Genomic DNA, 20809 nt, shown 5'->3' with positions numbered 1-20809 from the left:
AGCGCCCATCAAGCAGACGACCCGGAGCGCCTCGCTGGCCGCTCCGGGTCGTCTGCTTTGGCGGCGGCCTTCCGCCGCCTCGCCGCACCGCGTTAAAAAGTAGAGAGGGTCAGTGCGCTCTTGACCGACTTCACGCCCTGCACACCGCGTGCGGCCTGAACCGCAATATCCATTTGCGACGCCTCGGGTACGGTTCCTTCCAGCACGACGTCGCCGTCGTTCGCACGCACGGTGATGTTCGTCACGGTTAGTCCCCTGGTGCGGGCGAGCGTGCGAATCACGCTCTTTTGCAGCGCGCGGTTGGCGGCTTTCGCCTCCTTGGCGCCGGCAGGCGCACTTGCAGCAGACTCCGCCGGAGCGGACGTCTGCGCGTGCGCCTGAAACGGCGCGGCGACGATCAGGGCGCTGACGAGCACTGGCCCGATGCGAAAGCACTTCATCGTGGATTCTCCTTTTGCCTGGTGATTTTTGATTGGCGATGCCGCCATGTTGAGTAGCGCTACGACTAGAAACGGTGGGTCATGCCGACGACGGCGAGCGTCTGCGACGTGCCCGCCGTGGCCGTGATGCCCGGCCAGCTCGTGGTCGCGGTGCCGTTGTTCTTCATGTATCCGGCGCGGGCATACAGGGCCGTGCGCTTCGACAGGTTATGGTCGTAGCCAATCTCGAAGCCTGGCGTGTTGTCGTGCGCGCCGCGCACCGCGCGCTCCTGCATGGACACTTCAACCGTGTCAGACGGCGTTGCCTGGATCGTCGCGCCGAACGACGCGAGGCTATAGGAATGATCCGCGCCCAGCAGCGCCGCGAGCGACTTTGCGGGTGCGTCGTCGGCACGCGCATACGTGTAGAGCGCCTGCAGGTTGACGATGCCGATGCGATACGCGAGCGCACCCGTGAAGCGCTCCGTGCCTAACAGGTTCATCGCGGCGGGAAGGCCGGGGTAAGTTTCCGTACCCGAATGCGTGTACTGATACCCGAAGCCCGCATAGAAGCCATAACCGGTCCACGACGCGGCGACATCGAGCATGTTGCCGACCGACTGCGGAATCGGCTGCGTTGCCGTTGCCGCAAAGCCATACATCGCGTAGAGCTTGAGTCCGCCTACGGCCGGCGACTGATAGACGATCGAGTTGCTCGTTCGGCCCGAGAAACTCTGTGTCGCGAGCGTATTGCGATCGATCGCGACAACGGCGGCGGCGGCCGGGGCCAACAGTTCGTTCGCGCGGAACGGATCGGCAGGATAGACCACCAGGAAGCTCGGCTGATACTGGCGGCCAAAAGTCAGTGATCCGTATTTTTCGTTCGTCAGGCCGACCCACGACTGACGATAGAACATCGAGGTCGAATCGACGAAGAACGTGCCGTTGTTGGCGTTGAAGCCGTTTTCGACGTCGAACGCGGCCTTCCAGCCGCTGCCCAGATCCTCGCTGCCCTTCAGGCCCAACATCGACCCGGTGTTCCCGCCGCTGCGCTCCGAAAAAGTATGCACGGCGCCGTTGCCCTGGTACTGCATGAACACGTCGACCACGCCATACAACGTGACGCTCGACTGCGCGGCCGCACCGCCCGCCGCGCACAACAGCGCCGCTCCACAAAGACTTCGACCGACAACACGCATGCAAGTCTCCTCTGTTTGTGATGTCCGCATCCGGCGAATGCGGATGACCGGAATACGGGAGCCTGCCGGCGAATGCCGTCAGGCCGACCGTATGCCGATCTTGAGGAGTGTTGCGTGTGCGCGGGCAACCCGAATCCGGGGGGTGGGATAACCCGGTGAGTTTGCGCGCGATCAAAAAATAGGGGGTGCGTAAAGGCTGCGTGTCTAGCGGCCGGCGTCGGGTGCGCCGTTATCGGGCTCGACCGCCCAGTCCATGTCGCGCATGCGTTCGACGGCTTCGTCGCGCCCGCTCACGCCCAGCTTTCCGTAGATGCGCGTGAGGTGCCACTTCACCGTTTCGGGCGACAGGCCGAGCGCGCGCGCAATCTTCTTCGTGCTGAGCGCTTCGCCCAGCAAGCGGACCACGTCGAGCTCGCGCTCGCTCAACACCTTGAAGCCGGTCATGGCCGAGCGGCGGCGCGAATCGGCTCTCGCGCTATCGGCGGTGTCGAAAGGCTTGGGCAACGCGGCGCGCAGACGCTCGACATAGAAACCCAGCACGGGATCGAGCGGCGCTTGCCGCGCTGCCTCATCGACGAGATCGAGCACGGACGGATCCGCATCGAGCAGCCGGCGCAGCAGACCGAACCGGTGCCCGAGACTCAGCGCTTCCACCACGTTCGCGCGCGCGGCCGCCGGGCGCCCGAACTTCATGTCGACCACGGCGCGCTGCAAACGCAGCGGCGCGACATGATCGATACGGCCCGACGCCGTGCAATAGTCGATCAGGCGATCGAGCAGCAACGCGGCGCGTTCGTGATCGCCGGTCGCCATGTGCAGGCGAATCGCGGTGCTGCTGCACGAGAGTTCGAGTGCGTCGAAGCGCGAGCCGTCGCGCGGCGGTACAGCCGCGTCGAGTGCCTGCAGGCGTTCGAGACACGATCCGGCCACGTGAAATTCGCCGAGACTCAAACGCCGCACCGCCTGCGCGGCCAGGCTCGCGCCAAGCAGGCGAGTCAGGCCGAACGACGTTGCGTAGTCTTCGAGGCGGTCGAGCTGCGCGAAGGCGTCGAGACGATGACCGGCCACCCATCTTGCGCCCGAAAGCGCCAGCATGGCCCGCTCGGCGATGTCCGGAATACCGAGCCGCTCGACCACGTCGACGCGCGCTTCCAGCAGTTCGCGCGCCGCGTCGTTCTGGTTGTGCTCGTAGAGAAGCTCGCCGAGCAGCACGGCCGCCGCGCTCGCCGCATGGTTGCACGAACGGCCGCGCCGCTCGGCCTCGCGCAGCACGGCGCGATAAATGCGCTCGGCCTGATTGACTTCGCCTTCCAGCGAATGCGCGAGGCCCATGAGGCAGCGTCCGGTGAGCGTGCCCGAAGCGGTGCCGAGCAAAGGCTCGCCGTCGATGTCGGCGACGGGGGTGTCCGGTGTCTGGAGATCGCGTGCGCGCGCGTATTCGCCGCACTGGATGTAGATCCACGACAGCGCGTTCCGAAGGCCCGCGTTCACCACGGGCTCGACCGACGGCGGCGGCGCGAGCAGCGCGGGCAGCAAGGCCACCGCGCCGTCCACGTCGTTGCGTTCGATCGCGAGCGCCGCGCGCAATAGCACGATCCTGAAGCGGTCCGCGGCGGCCTGCGCAGGCAGATCGCCTTCGAGCGACCGCAGCGTTGCCGCGCAGGCGTCGAATTCAAGGTGATAGAGCTGCTGCCGCGCGACCCACGAGCGCAGGCTGGGGCTCGACTGCACCTGATCGGGCGGAAGCTGCCGCACGAGCGACGCCAGCGTGCGCATCTCGCCGCGCTGCCAGAGTGTCTGCGCGCAGCGCTCGATCAGCGCGGCGGCGCGCGCGGGTTCGCCCGCCTTCAACGTATGAAACACGGCCTCGCCCAGATGACCGTGTTCCAGAAACCAGCGCCACGCAAACGTATGCACTTCACGGCGCGCGCCGTCGCTCCAGCTTTCGAAGCGTCCGAGCAAGGTTTCGCGCAGCAGCGGATGCAGCCGGTACCAGTTCTCCCGCTCGCTCTGGTTCAGCGGCACGATGAAGAGATTGTCGTTTTCGAGGCGCTCCAGGAGCTGCGCGGCACCGGCGCGCTCGAGCTGGTCGTTCGCGCACAGCGCGACGCAAAGCGATGCGCAAAAGCGCTCGCACGCGGCCGCGCGCGTGAGGAGATCGAGTTCGACGGGTGCGAGCTTCGAGAGCACTTCACGTTCGAAGTAGAGCGAAAACGCGCTTGCGTCGCGCACCTGCTCGCGTATCGCCAGATCCACCTCGTGTGGCGCCGCCGCGCGCCGCCGCTTCTTCAGACTCAACGAAAAGAGTTGCAGGCCCGACACCCAGCCGTCGGCCAGTTCGTTGAGGCGCCGCGCGCTCGCCGGCTCGATTTCGCCAAGCTGCGCCTTCAGGAAATGCTCGGCCTCTTCCGGCGTAAGCCGCAGGTCGCCGAGATTGAGTTCGAACGTGAGATGCTGCGCGCGCAGCCGGTCGAGTGACAGCGGTACGGGCCCGCGCGCAGCGAACGCGAGATGCAGGTTTTCCGGCGCGTAGTCGAGCAGCCACTGCAGGGCCTGGAGAATGCGGGAGTCGGTGATGTGATGCAGGTCGTCGAATGCGATCACGAGCTCGCGCCGGTGACGAACAACGCCCCGCACCAGTGCGATCACGGTGCGCTCGATGCCGTCCTGGTCCATGCCGAAGCCGTCCAGCAGCATCGCTTCGCGGGAGATCGCCGCATCGACTTTCGCCACGCTCGCGAGCAGGTATTCGAGCCACGTGCCCGGGTCATCGTCGTCCGTGTCGAGAGAGAGCCACGCGACGTCGTAGCCGAGGGGGGCCAGCGCGCGACACCAGGTTGCAAGCGCAGTCGTCTTACCGTAGCCCGCCGGGCTTTGCAGCACGAACGCGCGGCGATGCCGCTCGGCCAGCATGCGGGTGAGCAACGAATCGCGGTTCAGCATGCGCCGGCCGCTGCGCGGCACGCTGAGCTTGCTGTTGACGAGCGGTTTGAGCGTGGCGGGATTCAGTCCACCGGACCAGGGTTGCGAACGATCGGACATGTAGGCGGGTACCATTTACGTTGCCACGAAAGGACAGGAAGCGCGGCAGCTACGGCGCCGGCCACGCTTCGCTCGCCGACGCTGCGCTGCTGGAACATTACACCTCCCTGACGCCGAGCGTCCATAGAGATCGCCTCGGGTATTCGCCACCTTGATTCTTTGATCCACCGTTCACATTGCCGAAGCAAGCTCGGGCACAGCGGCATCATGTCCATCCGCTCCCCTCACAGCGCCTTAGCTTCGGTCTTCAGCGTCTCGACCAGCGTCTTTGCGTCCAGCACCTTCAAGCCTGCGCTGCGCTTCGAGGACTTTAAACATCTTCGGACGTAGCGTGACAACCACACTGAATTCTCGGGTCTAACCGTTTCCTGCGGCTTCTCCTTTGCCTTCACGATTCTTGCGTTTGCCAAGCCGACGCCGGACTTATCCGGCTTGACGCGGACCTTCACGTTCGCATCCATTACGCACTTGACTGCCACCCACACCTTCATGGAGTCCCCTGTTCCATCCCGCTGCTCCGATTCCATGGAAGAAAGGCGATAGCCGATAGCCGATAGTCGATAGCCGAGTTAGCGCTCACGCATCCTCGCCGGTCCCATCTCGGCGAACATTGAAATCGTGCCCCGCGCGAGCCGCGAGTGGCACGGTCTGTCCCCAGACCACGGTGCGTCGATCAACAGCGCTGGAAAGGGAAAAATAAGGCGGAAAAAGCCGTGCCGACCCACCCACAACCGGTGGGTGGGTCGGCACGGCGCGTCACAAACGGCTGTGCCGCGGCGCGCGGCTTGGAAGCGCAGACGCATGCCTGCCGTCATGCCATCTGATGGGGCTTGAAGAACGGTGGCAACAGACCCGCGATAGATGCCACATTTCCCGTACCAACACCATGGCCGTTGTTATACAGATCACCGAAGAGTGCTGATACACACTCGCGAAGTAGATAGTACTGTGCACCGACACCATAGATGCATTGCTGGCTAGCTCCGTACGGCACCGTACCGGTCTGCGAGAAAAGCGCAGCAGCACCCGGATTGCGGTCCAACTGACAACAGACCGCGACAACCGTGAATGGGGCGATCTTGTAGCCGGCTACCGATACTCCAGACGCGTCTGCTCAAGAAGACGCCTAGATCGCTTACTGAGCCCGTAAAATGCGCCGAAATGGAAGGACAGATAGTCAGTGCTTTGGACCCAGATAAACGTTCCCTCGCGGAGAGTCGGCATCGTGGACTACCCGGAATAACATGCAAAATCGTGAAACGACGCGCCTATCGTTTGATTATGTTTTCGTTCCCGGGATATCGGTATCATAAACATCGCGATTCACAGATCGCGATGTTTCACTATATGTACGAAATTGCGGCGATCCGAGTCCATTACAACCACCACAAGAGCACTCACATAACAAGGAACCCCGCCCAAATATCTACGAAGACCGTCACATATCAAATCACCACTCAAATGAAGGTTCACTGGTAGGTCATGATGAAGGTCAGCGACGTATTTGCGGTACCTGGTGTAACGGCGGATGCTGTCTGGTAGTAGCGGGCCTGGAGCGGAATGCTAAAGCTACCGCCAGAGGTGTTGTAGCCCGTATACTGGACTTTCGAGCCCAGTGTCTGCGGCGAGCCACTACTATTGAGTATTTGTACACCCATACCTGTTGCAGTCGATGTACCGTCCAACGCCACAACCGATTGCGACGCATTCGCTATGGATGTCGCATTATCAATTTCGTAGTAAACTTTATTGATCCCAGCCGGACAGTTATTCAGCGCGATGTTAAAACCGACGGCTGCGGTGGTTGTATTCACCCCCGTCAGTTCGGTCGTCTTGTGCGTTCCTAGCGGCACCGTAACATCCGGTGTAGTACACGCGACTACGTTGATTGCCGTAGCCGTGATCGAATAAGACGAGTAAGGGAGACTGAGAATACCGACGTCCGAACCATAGGCCGCACCCTTCAAAACCTGACCTCCACTCGTACTGCCCGCGCTCACTGGCCCGTAACTAACAAGTGCGGCTTGGATCAGACCACCGTGATTGGTACTGCCGCCGCTGGAACCGCCACCGGTCCAGCCAGCAGGAGGTGGGCCACTCCAACCCGCCCCTGTGGCGCCGCTCGGGTTAACTGCAAGATATCCTGTCCAATTGCCGGTGTTCTCGTTGTATTCGTTAAAAGCTAATGCCAAGCCTACGCCATTCACCGACGTTTGATACAAGTGATACATCTGCCCCCCGTTGCTCCAGGTCACCCCCGAGTCAACCAAGCCGTTCGGCGCCACAGCCATACCGTACCATGCGGAGCCACCCGAACAATTGTAGATGGCTGTGTTCTGAGCACTTTGCACCCAAGCGGTCAACTGTGTGGGGGCCGTTGTGTCTCTGGGTACAGTAACGCTCGCCGGCATGGTGACGGTGTACGACGCACCGCTGCCCGAGCAACTGCCAGCGGCAGCCCATGCCCCCTTGGCTCCCAGCACCATCGCAAACGTTGCGATAGCTAAAAGAAAGCTACAACACCTAGATTTATGTACATTGAAGAAATTCATAGGTAAACTCAGTTAGCTAGATACGCCCAATATCGGCATTGAGCGAAAATGCGTTACCCGATTCGAACACCGAGACCCGTTTCTTTCGAACGCCGCATCGATTAGCAAAATAATTAGTTATACGTAAAGTTGACTGTTGCTGTTGCCGACACGGTACCTGCCGTAACCGCACCGAGACCGTAAAACTGTGCAACTAACGGAATCGTCATCGTACTTCCGGTACCGACTGCACCTAGACTGATTGCGTTGTTGAGAGCAAGCGGTGCGCCTGTCGTAGCACCCATGCTGCCGGCTCTCAAGATTTGCACACCCACTTTCGTGGCAGTGCCCGTATTCTGGAGGACACTCGGAACCGTATCTATCGTACCCGCCACGGTCATCGTGACGTTCGTGCCCGGCGCACAACTGACGAGATTCAAATTAAATGCCGCAGGATTGGTGGTGCTACCGACAGAAGTAAAGTTCGTGATCGGAACGCTACCCAAGCTGATGGTCTGATTCTGCGTCGAGCTATCAATACTGCAAGACGGCACCAGAAATGTCCCCGAGAGACTTATGGTTCCATCTACCGCGAACGCCGATCCCGCTGTCATTGTGGCGAGGATGGCCAAAAATAATCTAAAAATGCGCATACTCAATGTGCTCTCTCTTCAGTGATTTCGTTCGATTGCGACGCCTAAGACGTTCCAGTTGTGCGTAAATCATCTATTGGCAGCTCGCATCAGCAAACTGGGTCGTCATCGCCTCGCCCTTCTTGGCTACCGGCATGTCGTAGTGAACCTTGCAGCTCTGTCCAATGCCCTCGCCCCACTTGACGGTCAGGTCGTTGGCCGCCTGCTTGCTGAAGAACATGGCGCGGCTACCCTGGGTCACCGTGCCAACGCTATTTCCGTTGCTGTCAAGAACATCGGCACCGAACGGCACGGCGTCTCCGTTCGTGCGACGCAGGCTCATGATGACCGCCTGGCCGCGGTATTCCGTATCGAACTTCACGCGCACCACCGCACCCGCAGTTGGCGCGAAGTGCTGCTCGGTGCTCTTGAGTTCGACACCCATCGGCAGCCCCTTGGTGTCGATTTCCGCGTCATTCAGTTCGTACGGCATCATGCCGGCTATCACGGCATGACCGTGCGTATCGACCACCACACCCGGTGCGCTGGCCACACGTGCGCCTACCGCATCCTTCGCCTCGATCACCGCCAGCGTGTCGCCGGTCTGCGAGGTGAGCGCAACACCACCTTCGTAGGCGACTACCGAGCCCGTCATGCCGCCGCCCACCTGCGTATAGCCGTTCGCGTAGCCCGCGTTGACGCGTGCCTGGGTGAACGGCGCGAGATAGCCCGCATTGGCGTTCACGCTTGCGCCCTGTCCGCCGGTGGTATAGCCCGCCGTGGCGCCATAGTTGATCTGGTTGTCCTTGCCGGCCGCACCACTGAAGCTCTCCTGGATCTGGTCCGTATTCGTGAGCGAGTCGTGCGTATAGCTCGTGGACGTGTTGGCAATGGTCGAACCGATGTCGAGCGGAACGTTCAGGTTGAGCATGAAACGGTTGTCCCATCGCGACGAACTGGTGTCGTATTCGCGCGAGGCCGAAACGCCTACGCCCACCCGGCGGATGTTGGTGTTGTAGCCGACCTGGAACGACGTGTCGGTGCCCTGCCGGTTCCAGTAGTTCTGGACATAGCCGGACGCGTAGACCGAACCCCAGGAGCCCAGCGTCTGGTTCAGCGTGAGCTGGAGCCGGCCCTTCTGGATGCCGGTGTAGGTGTTAGCAATGCCGCGCTGCGCGTAATCGCGCAGCGTCATCGCATCAGCCAGGCTCAGATAGCCGCTGGTCGAATAGCGATAGGCGGCCAGCGTGACATCCGTATCCGTGGGGGTAAATACGCGCGAATACGAAAGACGCAAACTCTGGCCGCTGCGGCTCGGCATCTGCGGAATATTCGTGTTCGCCTGGGTCACGTCGACAGCAAAGGCGCCAAGAGGCGTATTCACCGCAACCCCGCCCTCGCCCGCGACGTAATCCGTGGCGCCGATCAAGCCACCATACAGCGTGACGAAGTTGTTCAGACCGCGCTGCAACGTCCCTTCGAACACGAACGGATGGCCGTTAATGCTCGTATCGCGATACTCGCCCGCAGTCACGAAGTAACGCCAGCGTCCCTCGCGCAGCGCGTTCACCGGCGCCGCATACGGCACCGAGGAAACGTGCTGGCTACCGTCGGCTTCGGTCACGACAACCTGCAGGTCGCCGCCGTAACCGGTGGGATACAGGTCATTGATTTCGAACGCACCCGGTGCAACGGTCGTTTCGTAAATAATGTTGCCGTTCTGCTTGACCTGAACCTTGGCATTGGTGTTGGCAATGCCGCGCACCGTCGGCGCATAGCCCCGCTGCGATTCGGGGTACATGCGGTCGTCCGTGCCCAGTTGCACGCCGCGCACGCCGAAGCTGTCGAACACTTCGCCGTCCGTGTACGAGTCGCCCAGCGTGAGTTGGCTCTTGATGGGCGTGAACGAACGCTGCAGATACGTTTGCATGCTCTGCACGTGCGTGCCGGAGTCCGTCTGGCTCGTCACGTTGCCGTTATACCGGAAGCGCCAGGCGCCCACGTTCAATCCGGCATTGAGACCCAGGTACCCCTGCGTGCTCGAAAAACCGCTGCCGTTCGTGTGGTAAACGTTGGCGTTGTACTGCAGCGTCGCCGCCGTCACGCCGTCGTCCCAGTACTTCGGGTCTACCCAGCCGCGTGCGTTGCGGCTCAATGCGGCCTGCGGAATGCTCAGGTCGAGACGCTGCTCGCCCGGATCGAACGTTGCAGTCGCTTGAGGAATCAGCTCGGGCAGCACGACGGCGCTATCGCCCTTGGCCACGGCATCGAGCTTCAGGCTCGCCGCTTCCGGCAGGCGCATGATGTCGACGCCCGCGCGGGCGAGCAGATCACGGTCGAATACCGGCTGGACATTGTTCTTTTGGCCGTCGATCTCGCGCAGCGTGACGTCGGCTACACCGATCCAGATGCCGTTCACATAGAGCGCGGCACGATAGTGGCCCGGCAATGCTGCATTGCCCTTGTTGAAGCGGGAGATGTCCGTGCTTGCCGCTCCGGTGCCGCTAAAGAATTGGGTGTTGAACTCGACGCTCTGGGGTGCGGCCGCCGGTGCCGGCGTATTCTGGCCGGCCGGCGCACCTGCAATGCCATTCCCCGGCGCGGCCTGAGCAACTGCATTCCCGCTCGTTGCAGGCTGAGCGGAGGACGTGGACAGTGGAGCGCTCTGCACATCGGTCACAGAAATTGCCGGACCCGGCTGAGCCGGCGCACTGGCATCTGGAAGATCGCCGGCCTGGGCCGCTGCAGCCGCAAACGCGAGCAGCACGGCCACACTAGCCTGGCTAAGCGAAAGCGAACCGGCGTGCGTGTGATTGAAATGGGACTGTGACTGATGGCTCATGGTTCTGATCAAGGTCCGCAGGCAGCACTGCCCCAACCGGGGCGTCGAGTCACCGGCTCGTGGACCTTCTACCTCGCAGCGTTTTACTGGTTTTGTTCGCTTAGCGCGACTCAAGCCTATCCGCGGCAATGCTCAGTTGAGAATTACTTTGGAATCCTGATTACATGGAATTCGCGCGCCCTGAAATCGAACGCGCAGTGGTATTACTGGAGTGCCGCCTCGTGCTTGATCGGGCCACCGTAGTCGTTAAGGGTGGTGAAACTCACCTTGCCCCCCGCTCCGGCAGCAGCCGAGAGCGGCAACGCGGTCTGCCCACCGGGCGCCACCATGTCGCCTTCATCGAATTTCGGTGCATGTGCGCCCTCGCCCACATGGGCTTCGATGATCGTGACGTAATAGGGCGTGGGATTCGAAACCAGCAGCGCAGGCTTGCCGTCCTTATCGCCCACGTGCCACGTGAGCTTGTCCGGTGCATCGTCGGCCCTGCCCGGCAGACCCGCCGGACGGAAGAAGAACTTCAGGCGCGAGCGGAACGCAAGCTGCACGTAGTTATCGCCTGCCTGATCCGCCGTAGGCTTGGGCGGCACTTCGAGCAGGTTGAACCACAGCAGGGTTTCATGGTCCTTCGGCAGGGCTTCGCCGGTATAGGCGATGCGGATGGTCTGCGACTTGCCCGGATCGATGCGTGCGAGCGGCGGCGTCAGGATGAAAGGCAGATCGAGCTTGCTCGGGTCGGCCTTCGGGTCGCCCTTATCGAGCCATACCTGGGTCAACGCCGGCGACTGGCCGGCGTTGGAGAGTTTGAGCGTCACTTCGCTATCCGTAGCGTTATAGACCACGCGCGTACCCGCGATGACGACCGATGCATGCGCCGCAACAGGTAACATGGCGGGCACCATCGCGCCCAGAACCAGCGCACCTGCGGCCATGGCGCTGCTGAGAAGTTTTCGGATATTCATGACGCTCAACCAGAGAACAAAATTCTGTGAAATGCTGTTTCGCGCATTCGTGCGGCACCACCCGTGCGGGCATTGGCATCTGAGTGCGGACAACACAAACAAGGTCACGCGAAAGGAAGCAGCTGCACACAAGACCCAACCCACAGGCCTACCCCAACCCGGAGGATCAGGTATTGCGACAGCTGCTTTTTCGAGACCAACAGTTGCGGACGACAGGCGCTCGGGCGCCCCGTCCGCATACCAGTGGATTACTGGTAGACCATCGAGTACGTAACGTTGGTCGTCACCTGGCCCGCAGCTGCGCTGCCGGCCGGCGAGAAGTATTGCGCTGCGTACTGCAGGGTCGCGCCGTTGCTGACGATTGCGACCGATTGCGAGTTCTGCGCGCCGTCGGCCTTGCTCACGTCGATGACCTTCGAACCGTTGTTGTAGTCGAGCAGCTGCACTTCCACGCCGGTGGCGGCATTGGCGCCGGAGAGGGTGTTCTCCAGATTGCCGTCGGCCAGCGTCGTCGAGCCGTATTCCCAGAACGTGTGCACGTTGTTGATGCCCGGCGTGCAGTTCGTCAGGGCGATGTTGAAGCCCGTTGCGCCAGCGGTCGAACCGGCGGCCGAGAGTGCCGAAGCCGATTCGGTCGGCAGCGTCACTGCGAAGTTGGTGCCCTGGCCGTTGCCGCTCACCGTGCAGGTGTTGGACGTCAGCGTACCATTGATGGTCAGCACACCACCGTTGCTTGCCGGAGTGGCGTGCGCAGCAACAGCAGCAGCCAGACCCATCGCAGCAGCGATCGTGCCAATAGCGATCTTCTTCATTTTCAAACTTTCCTGAATTTTCATCGTCTTTAAAATGACCAGATCCATTCAATCGATTCCACCGAATGGCATCAACCGCATCTATCAATTAGCGATTTACTACCGGGAGCCGCGTTGAATCTACGGGTCTGGTTTCTTCGCCCCTCAATCTCGGGACCAATAGAATTATCGAAGGATGAGCAGCTTTCGGGATCAAGACTAGTATGGAAACAGCCTTCAGTTACCCAGGTTTTTCATTTTTTATATTTTATCGGTGACAATAATTCGACCAGAATTGCTTAAAGTTTAAAAAATGCAAATTTCTAAACTCGCGCAGCGAACCATTATCCAACCCGGTTTCAACCGTCGGCTCAACGCAGTCCGGAGCTTGCTCCATCACCGGAACCCGCATCTTGTTCGCACATGAAGGCGATTTCGACCGGCTTTCCTTCTCCGCTCGACGAGATTTTTCTTACATAAAGCGTTTGAGTGCCATTTTTTTTTGCGCCCGCAGGTATCGAGCGCCTTTGCCAGGCACGCGCTGGCATCTTGCGTGGAACCGGAGCAGCCCACATGGTAGGTCACGGTTTTCGTTGCCAGATATCCGTTGAGGACCGGCGTAAATTGGGGCTGAAAACCAAGGTACAGCAGTGCCGCGCACGATCCGAATATAAATACAAATCCGGCGGCAATCATCCACATTACTGCAACCGTGATATTCCTTTCTTCGTAATAGGTTGTTTTCGCAGCGTCCATTTTCAGCACGAATTCCCATGTGCCGGCACCGCGATCAGTGCCGGATAGCGTTCTCAGAAAGCAAATTGACCGACTTCGCTGTCGGTTGTTATCCTGCCGTTTCTGATTAATCGCTACATCACCTGGAATATCTGGCGATTTTGTTCACTCGCAAATTGGCTGCGAGCCAATGCAAGAGAAGGAAGCGCAGGGCGCGCTTTCATAAAGCGAACAGGGGCGCGTGTATCACGCGTTGCTGTGCATCGAAAAGTCAGCAATAACGTAATGATGCTATTCCCGGAGAGCCGGCGCCTGGTCCTGACTTGTCCGGAAACGCGATCCTGCGTTCTGGAGAGAACTGCCGGTAAGAACTACAGCCCGATAGAGCTAACCGGCACTTTCAGCGCCAGCGGCGAGCACCGCGGCAAGCTGCGCGGCGAGTTCCTCTAGCGGCTCGCGCAAGTCCGCGGCGCCGCGCCTTAGCGCCTCCTCCATCTCTTCGCACCGGGCCGCCAGCGCTCTGAGCCCGGTCACGAAAAGCATGCCCTTCAGGGAATGCAGTTCGGCGCGCATCTGCGCTTCGTCGTGATCGCCGCACGCGCGGCGGAGCGACTCGATGGATTTCGAGCTGGTTGCCGCGAAGCTCGCGCGCAGATGGGCCGGAATCGACTCCGCGACCTCTTCAGGTGGCTCGCCCATGGAAGCGGGTTCCGAAACGTTCAGATCTCGCAACAGCTTGTACAGCGTCTGCACGGATACCGGCTTCAGGAGGATGTCGGTGGCGCCGGCCTGCACGCACCGCTCCCGTTCGTCAGCCGTTGCCTGTGCCGTGATCACGAAACTCGGCAGATCCGGCAACGCCGCGCGCGCGGCGGCGCACACCTCATCCCCGCGCATGTCGGGCATGTTGAGATCCGTAAGCAGGACGTCCCATGGTTTCGAGCGCAGCTCGGCCAACGCCGCCGTCCCCGAATTGACCACCCGTGCGTCGGCGCCCAGCTTCTCCAACTGGTCGGCCAGCAATTGCGCGTTGACCGGATTGTCTTCCGCTGCCAGTACGCGAACGGGCCGACGCAATGCTGGGCGCCTGGCCGTTCCCTCGTCGTCAGGCTCGACGGTCGCAAGACCCGCGGCAGGATGGAGGCCCCCGGCCAACGCCATGCACACGGCGTCATGCAGCGCGGTAATCGAGCTGGTCGAAACCGTGATCAGCTTTCCCGTCTGCACCGGGCGGGCCGGCGCATCAATCTGGCAATCCACGATCCACTTCGCAGCGTCGACGATCCGGTCTTCATTGTCCTGCGTCCAGGCCGACCCGCCGTTGCAGAGTACGACCACGTCATATTGGCTCACTTCGTCGCTCGCCAATGAATCCAGGCGCCGCTGGTGCAGAACCGACAACCCCCAACGCTGAAGATGGGGCACGGCCCACGCACACCACTCATCCGAAGTCACCAGAAACAGGGCTCTGCCATGCAGCCCCGACGTACCGGCGGCAATACGAACCTGATCGCCAAGCGGCAGCTGCACAATAAAGCGGCTCCCCACGCCCACGCTGCTTTCCACGGCCAGGCTGCCCGACATCGCGCGGACGAACCACTGGCACAGAAAAAGCCCAAGGCCCGTGCCGCCGAACCGGCTGGCCACGGACGCATCGGCCTGGACAAACGGCTCGAATATCCGGCTCATCTGCGCTTTCGTCATGCCGATGCCGGTATCCAGAACCTCGATCACGAGAGCGTGCTGACCGGCGTCGATCCTCGCCACCGCCTTGACCCTGCCCGTTGCGGTGAACTTGATGGCATTGCTGAGCAGATTGTGAATGACCTGCCCCAGCCGGTTGGCATCGCCAATGATTTCCTGCGCGATATCCATGTCGATCTCGCTCACCAGCATGATTCCCTTGCCGGCGGCTACGGGCGAGAACAGCATGAGGGCCTGCTCGATAACGGGCACCACCTTGAACGGAACGGTCTCCAGGTTCATTTGCCCGGACCCGATTCTCGAAATGTCCAGCACGTCGTTGATAATATTAAGGAGTCCGGCGGATGATGCGCGTATCGTCGCCAGCCGGGCCCGTTGCAGCTGATTCAGCGGCGAATCCCCCAGCAATTCGAGATTACCGATGATCGCGCTCAACGGCGTCCGTATCTCGTGGCTGATCATCGCCACAAAGGTGGACTTCGCCGCGTTGGCAGACTCTGCCGCCTGCTTCGCTTCCTGGAGATAAGTCTCTAGCTGCTTCTGTTCGGTAATGTCGGAGAACGCCGCCACCAGGATGTCCTGGCCGAGATATCGGGCCGACGAGACATTGACGGAATAGACTTTCGTGCCGCCCGATGGCGAGTCCAGTTCGATCTCGACCGGTTTGACGATTCTCTGCGCTCCATTGCGCCCCACCGGCGGCAGCACGAGTTCCCCCTTGTGCACCTGCGCCAGAAGCGCCGCAACCGCCGCGTCCCCCACCCTGAACATGGTGGGGCTGCTCAGAAGCGAAGCGCCGCTATCCCTTGCGATCAAACTCAGGCCTATCGGCGCCGTTTCTATCAATGTTCGGCTCAGTTGCTCGCTTTCGAACACGCGGCCGGACTGATCCATGATGGGCTTGAAATACCGCTTCATCAAGAGAAGCAAGGCCGTCCAGAGCGTCAACAGAATCGCAAACGAAGCGTAGGCCGCGATGAGCACGTGCTTCGCGATGGCCTCGACAATGCGCTGCCAGGAAAAGACGTAGGTCAACGTCCATCCCGTGTCGCCAAGGCTTTGCGAGAAGCTGACCAGATGTCCCGCGAGATCGCCCAGCCCCTTATGATCGCCGGTCTGCCGGACCGCCAGGCCCCCGGACGGCGACACGGACACCCACTCCTTGCCGGATGTCGTCGTGATCATCATCGTTTGCCCGGCGGGATCGGATATCAGATAGGTTCCCTGTCCGACGTCTCCGTCGCCCGGGCTCAGACTGGAAGCCACGGCGCGAAGCAGGACCCGGGACGGGTATTCGACTTCCACCCTTGCGAACGGGAGGCCGTTATCCAGCACGACGCCGCCCAGGCGAACAGCCGTTTCGCCCGATAGCGGATCCACATGGGGAGGCAGCCACTCCAGTTTGCGCGACAAGACCCCGGCCTGTTCGCTCCCATCGGGCGGCTCAGGTATCGTCGTTTCAACGCGTATTTCCCGCATCAGCGCCGAACGATCGCGCCGGATCTGGTCCAGCAGTGCCGCGACATGCGAAGGCCGGACCACCATCCCTACGAAGTCGCCATCCCGATAATAGAAATACGCTGTCCCGGCCGCGCGGCCCGGCAACATGCTGCCGATAGCGACCATCTGCTGCTCCACCAGAGCAAGCCCCAGAAGTCGCGGCAACGCGGCATCCGACTGCCGGCACCCGGGCCGGCCAACGACGAGCAGTGCTTCGTCGCCCAACACTGCCGGAGCGTGCAATACGCACCCGCCGTCAACGTACGATTTCACCAGTTCCGGCGACGCGACTCTGTTCTGTTCCAACGCCAGTTCCATGGCGCCAAGCAACGTGCGGACGTAGGTCTCGCCCACCCGGATGGTATCCATGACGAGACTCGTGTTGGCAGTGAACCGGTCTCGTTCGTGCTCGATCTGGGTCCTGGCCATCAATGCGACGTTGACGAGAAACGCCAGGACAATCATGACGGTAACGACTACCCCGCCGCCGAACATCACCAGCTGGTGATAATGGCGCAGTTCCGCCAGTGGCCGAAACCGGCTTATTTTGGGCATGTCCTATCCCGAGGCTGGCTGATCTGCCTGAATCAAGCGGAAGCGGTTGTGGTGCAGCGTGGCTACGCGCTGGACAGTGGCGCAACAATCCCCGTTGCCGGACTCACTCATCACTCTCCGCCGCGGGCGCTTCCTCCCCCCCGGTCCCACCCGCGCCGGCGACGTCCGCATCTTGGCGGCCCTCCCGCCCCATGACCAGGCCGGAATCGAAAGCGTACCGAAACAAATCCGCGTCCCGCGTCAAGCCAAGCTTGCGCTTGACACTGACTTTTTGCCCACTAATGGTTTGCTTGCTGCGATGCAAATTGTCGGCTATCTGCCCCACCGAATAACCTGACGCAAAGAGACGGAGGAATTCCAGCTCTTTGGGCGATAACCGGTCGACCGGCGATTCAACGACAGAATGGGGATTCTGCTTCACGCCCAGCACATTGCTTACACTAGGCGAAAAATATTCCGCCCCTGCGTAGACCTCGTTAATTGCGGTAATCAGGTGTCGTGCTTCGTCTCTCTTGCTGACGATGGCTCGGATACCTGCTTTGCGCATTTCCTGCACCATCGCTATGTTGTCCATCATCGTGAAAGCCACGACCTTGACATCGGGGAAACGCCTTGCCAGAAAAGCCAGCAGCATTAATCCGTCGCCGAACTCGCCGCCCGGCATCGAATAATCGGTCACCAGGATATCGCAGTGCGATGACTTCAGCGTCTCTACGATTTCTGTTGAATTGTTTGCAGTGCCAATGACATTGAAGCTTGGCACACGGGAGATCTCGTGAAGAACCCCCACGAGTACAGTTGGATGGTCGTCAGCAACAAGCAGGTCGATTTTCATAACGCCCCCGTCCCGAGGACGGAGCCCCGAGAACATAAAAACGCTAAACGTAGCCGCACCAACCCCTCCGCCGCACCAGACATGTACGGTTTACGGAGATTCTGACACAGATACCGCGCGTTTTCCTAGGCTTGGTTACGCCCGACCCAATACGAATCGACCCGCCAGCAATAACACTCCGTCACTGCCGACGCAAATCTGACAGACGCCGTGCCGGCATATCCGCTATGTCATTGCTGAATCTGCCAATGTCGGCCCAATATTCAACAAGGAATGCAAACATTTAGACCTACAAGATTTTTCCGCACAGGAAATCAGCAAGCACACCCTGCTGACTCCTCACCCCCGGCAATCGCAAACTAATTGCTTTTCTGCCCCGCACCGATTGTCCATCCAGCAACTATCGTGCGCTGTTGAGCAGGCGATGCAAGCAAATACTTGTTCACCTCTGTCAGCAAGCAGTCTTGCTCCAACTTTCCAAGGTGTGCAAATGTCACCAGCACGCTCAACGCGGATAGCGAAAGCGGACTCTCCGTATGATCTCCCTTCACTTTCCTGCCTCTTGGTTGACTCTGAATAGATACGGATTCGTGTATACACGAGCCAAATCGGAGTGAGCGCCGCATTCAGTTCTCAGCTCCAATCTTATGCGCTGCGATTTGCGGAACCAATTCCTCCAATCCGGACGCCTTTGACTTTAACGCTTACCAGTACCCAATAATTGCGGACATGTTCGGAAACGACTCGTCTATCGGCATCTGCCCAATCCAGAATGCATGGACCTTCGGTGCGTCCCAAAATCATCACCTCCGGCATCCGCGAGAGAACTCGTCGCCCGGGAATCCCAGGCATCGCCGATAAACCGCGGCGCACGGCCCTTGCGGTTGACGGTGAATGTGCAGCGATGTATTCCCGGATCGTGCTTCCCGCACTACGCGCTGTTGCACTCTGCATGCAGTGGCTCGACATCCCGTGCGGCCCCCGTTAGCGAAGTGCTGCTGTCACCGCCTCGTCGATCTGCAGCGCAAAGCGCGCTTCAACATCGGGCACCTTGTAGCCAATTGACAGTTCCAGATACGCGTCGCCCAGCACCAGCTGAACGAATGTCGCTGCCCGCAATGCAGCAGTGGATTCATCGAATCGCTTTCGCAGAATTTTTGCGGCGAAGGCACGCACGACCTTTGCACCATTTTCGTAAAACACCTGGCCGAGTTCTGGAAGACGCTCGGCCTCGGCAACGATGGCACGGTAAAGCCGCAGATAATCCGGCGTGATCAGGATTTGTGCCAACACCCATCCCAACTCGCGCAACTCGACTTCGGGCGCGCCAGCGGATTGCTCGTTCCGGGCGCCGGCAAGCACTCCGCCCACCTGAGTGCACATTGCGCTCACCAGGCCAACGAAGAGCGCCTCCTTCGACTTGAAATGGCGGTAGACCGTCTGTTTGCCGACGCCAGCGGCCGCCGCGACGTCGTCCATCGTTGCCAGGCCGAAACCCTGGCTCAAAAAAACGGTTTTCGCGCCGTCGAGGATGGCAGTCCGCTTGCGCCGTTGCAGCGGGCTCAGGCCAGAAAGAGAGGAAGCATTCATACGAAATAAATACCAGATCGCCGGGCAGTTGACAAGACTGGCCAGTCTCGTCTACATTTCCAGAAACGAGACTTGTTAGTCTCGTTTCTTGTGGTTATCCAATTTCGCACGCAATCGTTGGGAGAACGCTTTGGAACTGTTCATTACAGGCGGTACTGGCTACATCGGGCAGGCGGTCGCGCGCAAGGCAATCAGCCTCGGCCATCAGGTGACGGCGCTGGTGCGCCAGGACGGGTCGGCGGGCGCCAGCGCGCTGGCACGTCTCGGTGTGAAACTGCATTCCGGCGACCTGCGTGAGCCGCAGTCTTTCGCTGCGACCGCCGGTGCCGCGGATGGCGTGGTGCACGCCGCGTCGACCAACGATGCTTCCGCCGCCGTTGCTGACGAGGCCGCGGTTGTAGCGATGCTTTCGCATTTGCGTCCGGGCGCGGTGTTTGTCTATACGTCGGGCACCTGGGTCTACGGCAATACAAAGGGGGCGCCCGCGACTGAAGCATCGGCGCTGAACCCGACACCACTCATCGCCTGGCGGCCTGCCGTGGAGCAGCATGTGCAGACGCTTGCCGCGAGCCGCTCGATTGCCGCGGTGATTCTCAGGCCAGCGATGGTGCATGGCTACGGCGGCGGCGTCTTCGGCATGCTCGCCGGCATGGTCCATCAGGCCGGCAGCGTGAAGGTCGTTGGCGATGGCCGCAATCACTGGCCTGCCGTTCATGTCGATGATCTCGCCACAGCTTACCTGAGCGCGGTGGAGCAGGCGGCAAGCGGGAACGGTCGAATCGCGGGACAGATCTTCAACGTGGTCGCGGAAGAAGCTGTTGCGGTTGCCGAAATGGGTGAAGCGATTCGGGCCTCGGTCGGCGCCGATCGCGTCGAACTCTGGCCGCTCGACGACGCCCGCAAATCGCTTGGACCGTTCGCCGACGCACTGGCGCTCGACCAGACGGTAAGCGGTCAGCATGCCCGGCGAGTTCTTGCGTGGAAACCCCACGGCCCCGGCCTGATTGCGGACCTCTCCGCACCAAAACACTTTCAGCAAATCAACGGAGCATGACGATGGCGTGGAACAGCGTGTCTCTCGAATCGACCCTCGCGATGATCGTCGCGGCTCTGTTCGCGGTTGCCGGCGTGGTCAATCTCGCAAGACCCGGCGCGGTGAAGCGCGACTTCGCACGCTGGGGTTATCCGGCATGGTTTCAGTTGCTTTGTGGCGCGCTCGAATTGCTCAGTGCGGCACTGCTTCCTGGACAACAAACCAGACTCTTAGGCCTGGCGTTGGCCGGTGCGATCATGTCAGGCGCGCTCTTCACGTTGGTGCGAAATCGAGAGCCATTCCGGCATCTTGCCCCGGCACTGGTCTTTTCGGCTCTGATTGCGGCTACTTTGGCTGTTCGCGGTTGAGACGTCCTCACCGTCAGGCAAATGAGCCCAGGACGCAAACCGGTCGAAATATTTTCTGTAAATCTCGATCCGGC

At 60.7% G+C, this 20809-nt stretch carries 15 protein-coding genes; 2 read left to right on the top strand and 13 right to left on the bottom strand.

Translation table 11 applies throughout. The features are described 5' to 3' along the window. Positions 1–92: 92 nt before the first annotated feature. The 13 genes from BAC01S_RS09130 to BAC01S_RS09085 all read right to left on the bottom strand — a co-directional run bounded on the left by BAC01S_RS09130 (position 93) and on the right by BAC01S_RS09085 (position 19334). Entirely contained in the window at positions 93–440 is a 348-nt protein-coding gene (locus BAC01S_RS09130; protein ID WP_027794488.1) for a BON domain-containing protein, read from the bottom strand. A 65-nt stretch (positions 441–505) separates the two neighbouring features. After that, a complete protein-coding gene (locus tag BAC01S_RS09125; protein ID WP_027794487.1) occupies positions 506–1618 on the bottom strand; it encodes a porin in 1113 nt (370 codons plus the stop codon). A gap of 204 nt (positions 1619–1822) precedes the next feature. Next, positions 1823–4660, bottom strand: a complete 2838-nt coding sequence (locus BAC01S_RS30750; protein ID WP_043201802.1) for a helix-turn-helix transcriptional regulator — start codon at positions 4658–4660, stop codon at positions 1823–1825. Positions 4661–4884: 224 nt separating this feature from the next. Next, positions 4885–5151: a hypothetical protein gene (locus BAC01S_RS35920; RefSeq protein WP_027794486.1), complete on the bottom strand. Its 267-nt coding sequence runs from the start codon at positions 5149–5151 to the stop codon at positions 4885–4887. Positions 5152–6129: 978 nt separating this feature from the next. Then, entirely contained in the window at positions 6130–7212 is a 1083-nt protein-coding gene (locus BAC01S_RS35355) for a fimbrial protein (RefSeq protein ID WP_218001655.1), read from the bottom strand. 113 nt (positions 7213–7325) lie between these two features. Beyond that, positions 7326–7844 carry a fimbrial protein gene (locus BAC01S_RS33730; RefSeq protein WP_084168424.1) on the bottom strand — a complete coding sequence of 173 codons (519 nt, stop codon included), beginning with the start codon at positions 7842–7844 and terminating at the stop codon, positions 7326–7328. A 73-nt stretch (positions 7845–7917) separates the two neighbouring features. After that, complete coding sequence (locus BAC01S_RS30745) at positions 7918–10665, bottom strand: fimbria/pilus outer membrane usher protein (RefSeq protein WP_245616548.1); 2748 nt, start codon at positions 10663–10665, stop codon at positions 7918–7920. 203 nt (positions 10666–10868) lie between these two features. Continuing rightward, complete coding sequence (locus BAC01S_RS09105; protein ID WP_027794485.1) at positions 10869–11624, bottom strand: fimbria/pilus periplasmic chaperone; 756 nt, start codon at positions 11622–11624, stop codon at positions 10869–10871. Positions 11625–11872: 248 nt separating this feature from the next. Beyond that, positions 11873–12484, bottom strand: coding sequence for a fimbrial protein (locus BAC01S_RS09100; RefSeq protein ID WP_245616547.1), 612 nt, complete (start codon positions 12482–12484; stop codon positions 11873–11875). A 327-nt stretch (positions 12485–12811) separates the two neighbouring features. Further along, positions 12812–13180 carry a hypothetical protein gene (locus tag BAC01S_RS34500; RefSeq protein ID WP_156954357.1) on the bottom strand — a complete coding sequence of 123 codons (369 nt, stop codon included), beginning with the start codon at positions 13178–13180 and terminating at the stop codon, positions 12812–12814. A 357-nt stretch (positions 13181–13537) separates the two neighbouring features. Then, complete coding sequence (locus tag BAC01S_RS09095) at positions 13538–16909, bottom strand: hybrid sensor histidine kinase/response regulator (protein ID WP_027794483.1); 3372 nt, start codon at positions 16907–16909, stop codon at positions 13538–13540. Between the two features lie 103 nt (positions 16910–17012). After that, a complete protein-coding gene (locus tag BAC01S_RS30740; protein WP_043201795.1) occupies positions 17013–17744 on the bottom strand; it encodes a response regulator transcription factor in 732 nt (243 codons plus the stop codon). Positions 17745–18728: 984 nt separating this feature from the next. Continuing rightward, positions 18729–19334 carry a TetR/AcrR family transcriptional regulator gene (locus BAC01S_RS09085; protein ID WP_027794482.1) on the bottom strand — a complete coding sequence of 202 codons (606 nt, stop codon included), beginning with the start codon at positions 19332–19334 and terminating at the stop codon, positions 18729–18731. Between the two features lie 130 nt (positions 19335–19464). On the opposite strand from BAC01S_RS09085, the gene BAC01S_RS09080 reads away from it, so the two are divergent. Both BAC01S_RS09080 and BAC01S_RS09075 read left to right on the top strand, forming a co-directional pair. Next, complete coding sequence (locus BAC01S_RS09080) at positions 19465–20388, top strand: NAD-dependent epimerase/dehydratase family protein (protein ID WP_027794481.1); 924 nt, start codon at positions 19465–19467, stop codon at positions 20386–20388. Between the two features lie 2 nt (positions 20389–20390). Beyond that, positions 20391–20735: a DoxX family protein gene (locus tag BAC01S_RS09075; protein WP_043201697.1), complete on the top strand. Its 345-nt coding sequence runs from the start codon at positions 20391–20393 to the stop codon at positions 20733–20735. Positions 20736–20809 lie beyond the last annotated feature (74 nt).

This window comes from Paraburkholderia acidipaludis NBRC 101816, assembly GCF_000684975.1.
In the GTDB taxonomy this organism is placed as follows: Bacteria; Pseudomonadota; Gammaproteobacteria; order Burkholderiales; family Burkholderiaceae; genus Paraburkholderia; species Paraburkholderia acidipaludis.
This window is presented reverse-complemented; position numbering and strand designations above follow the sequence as displayed.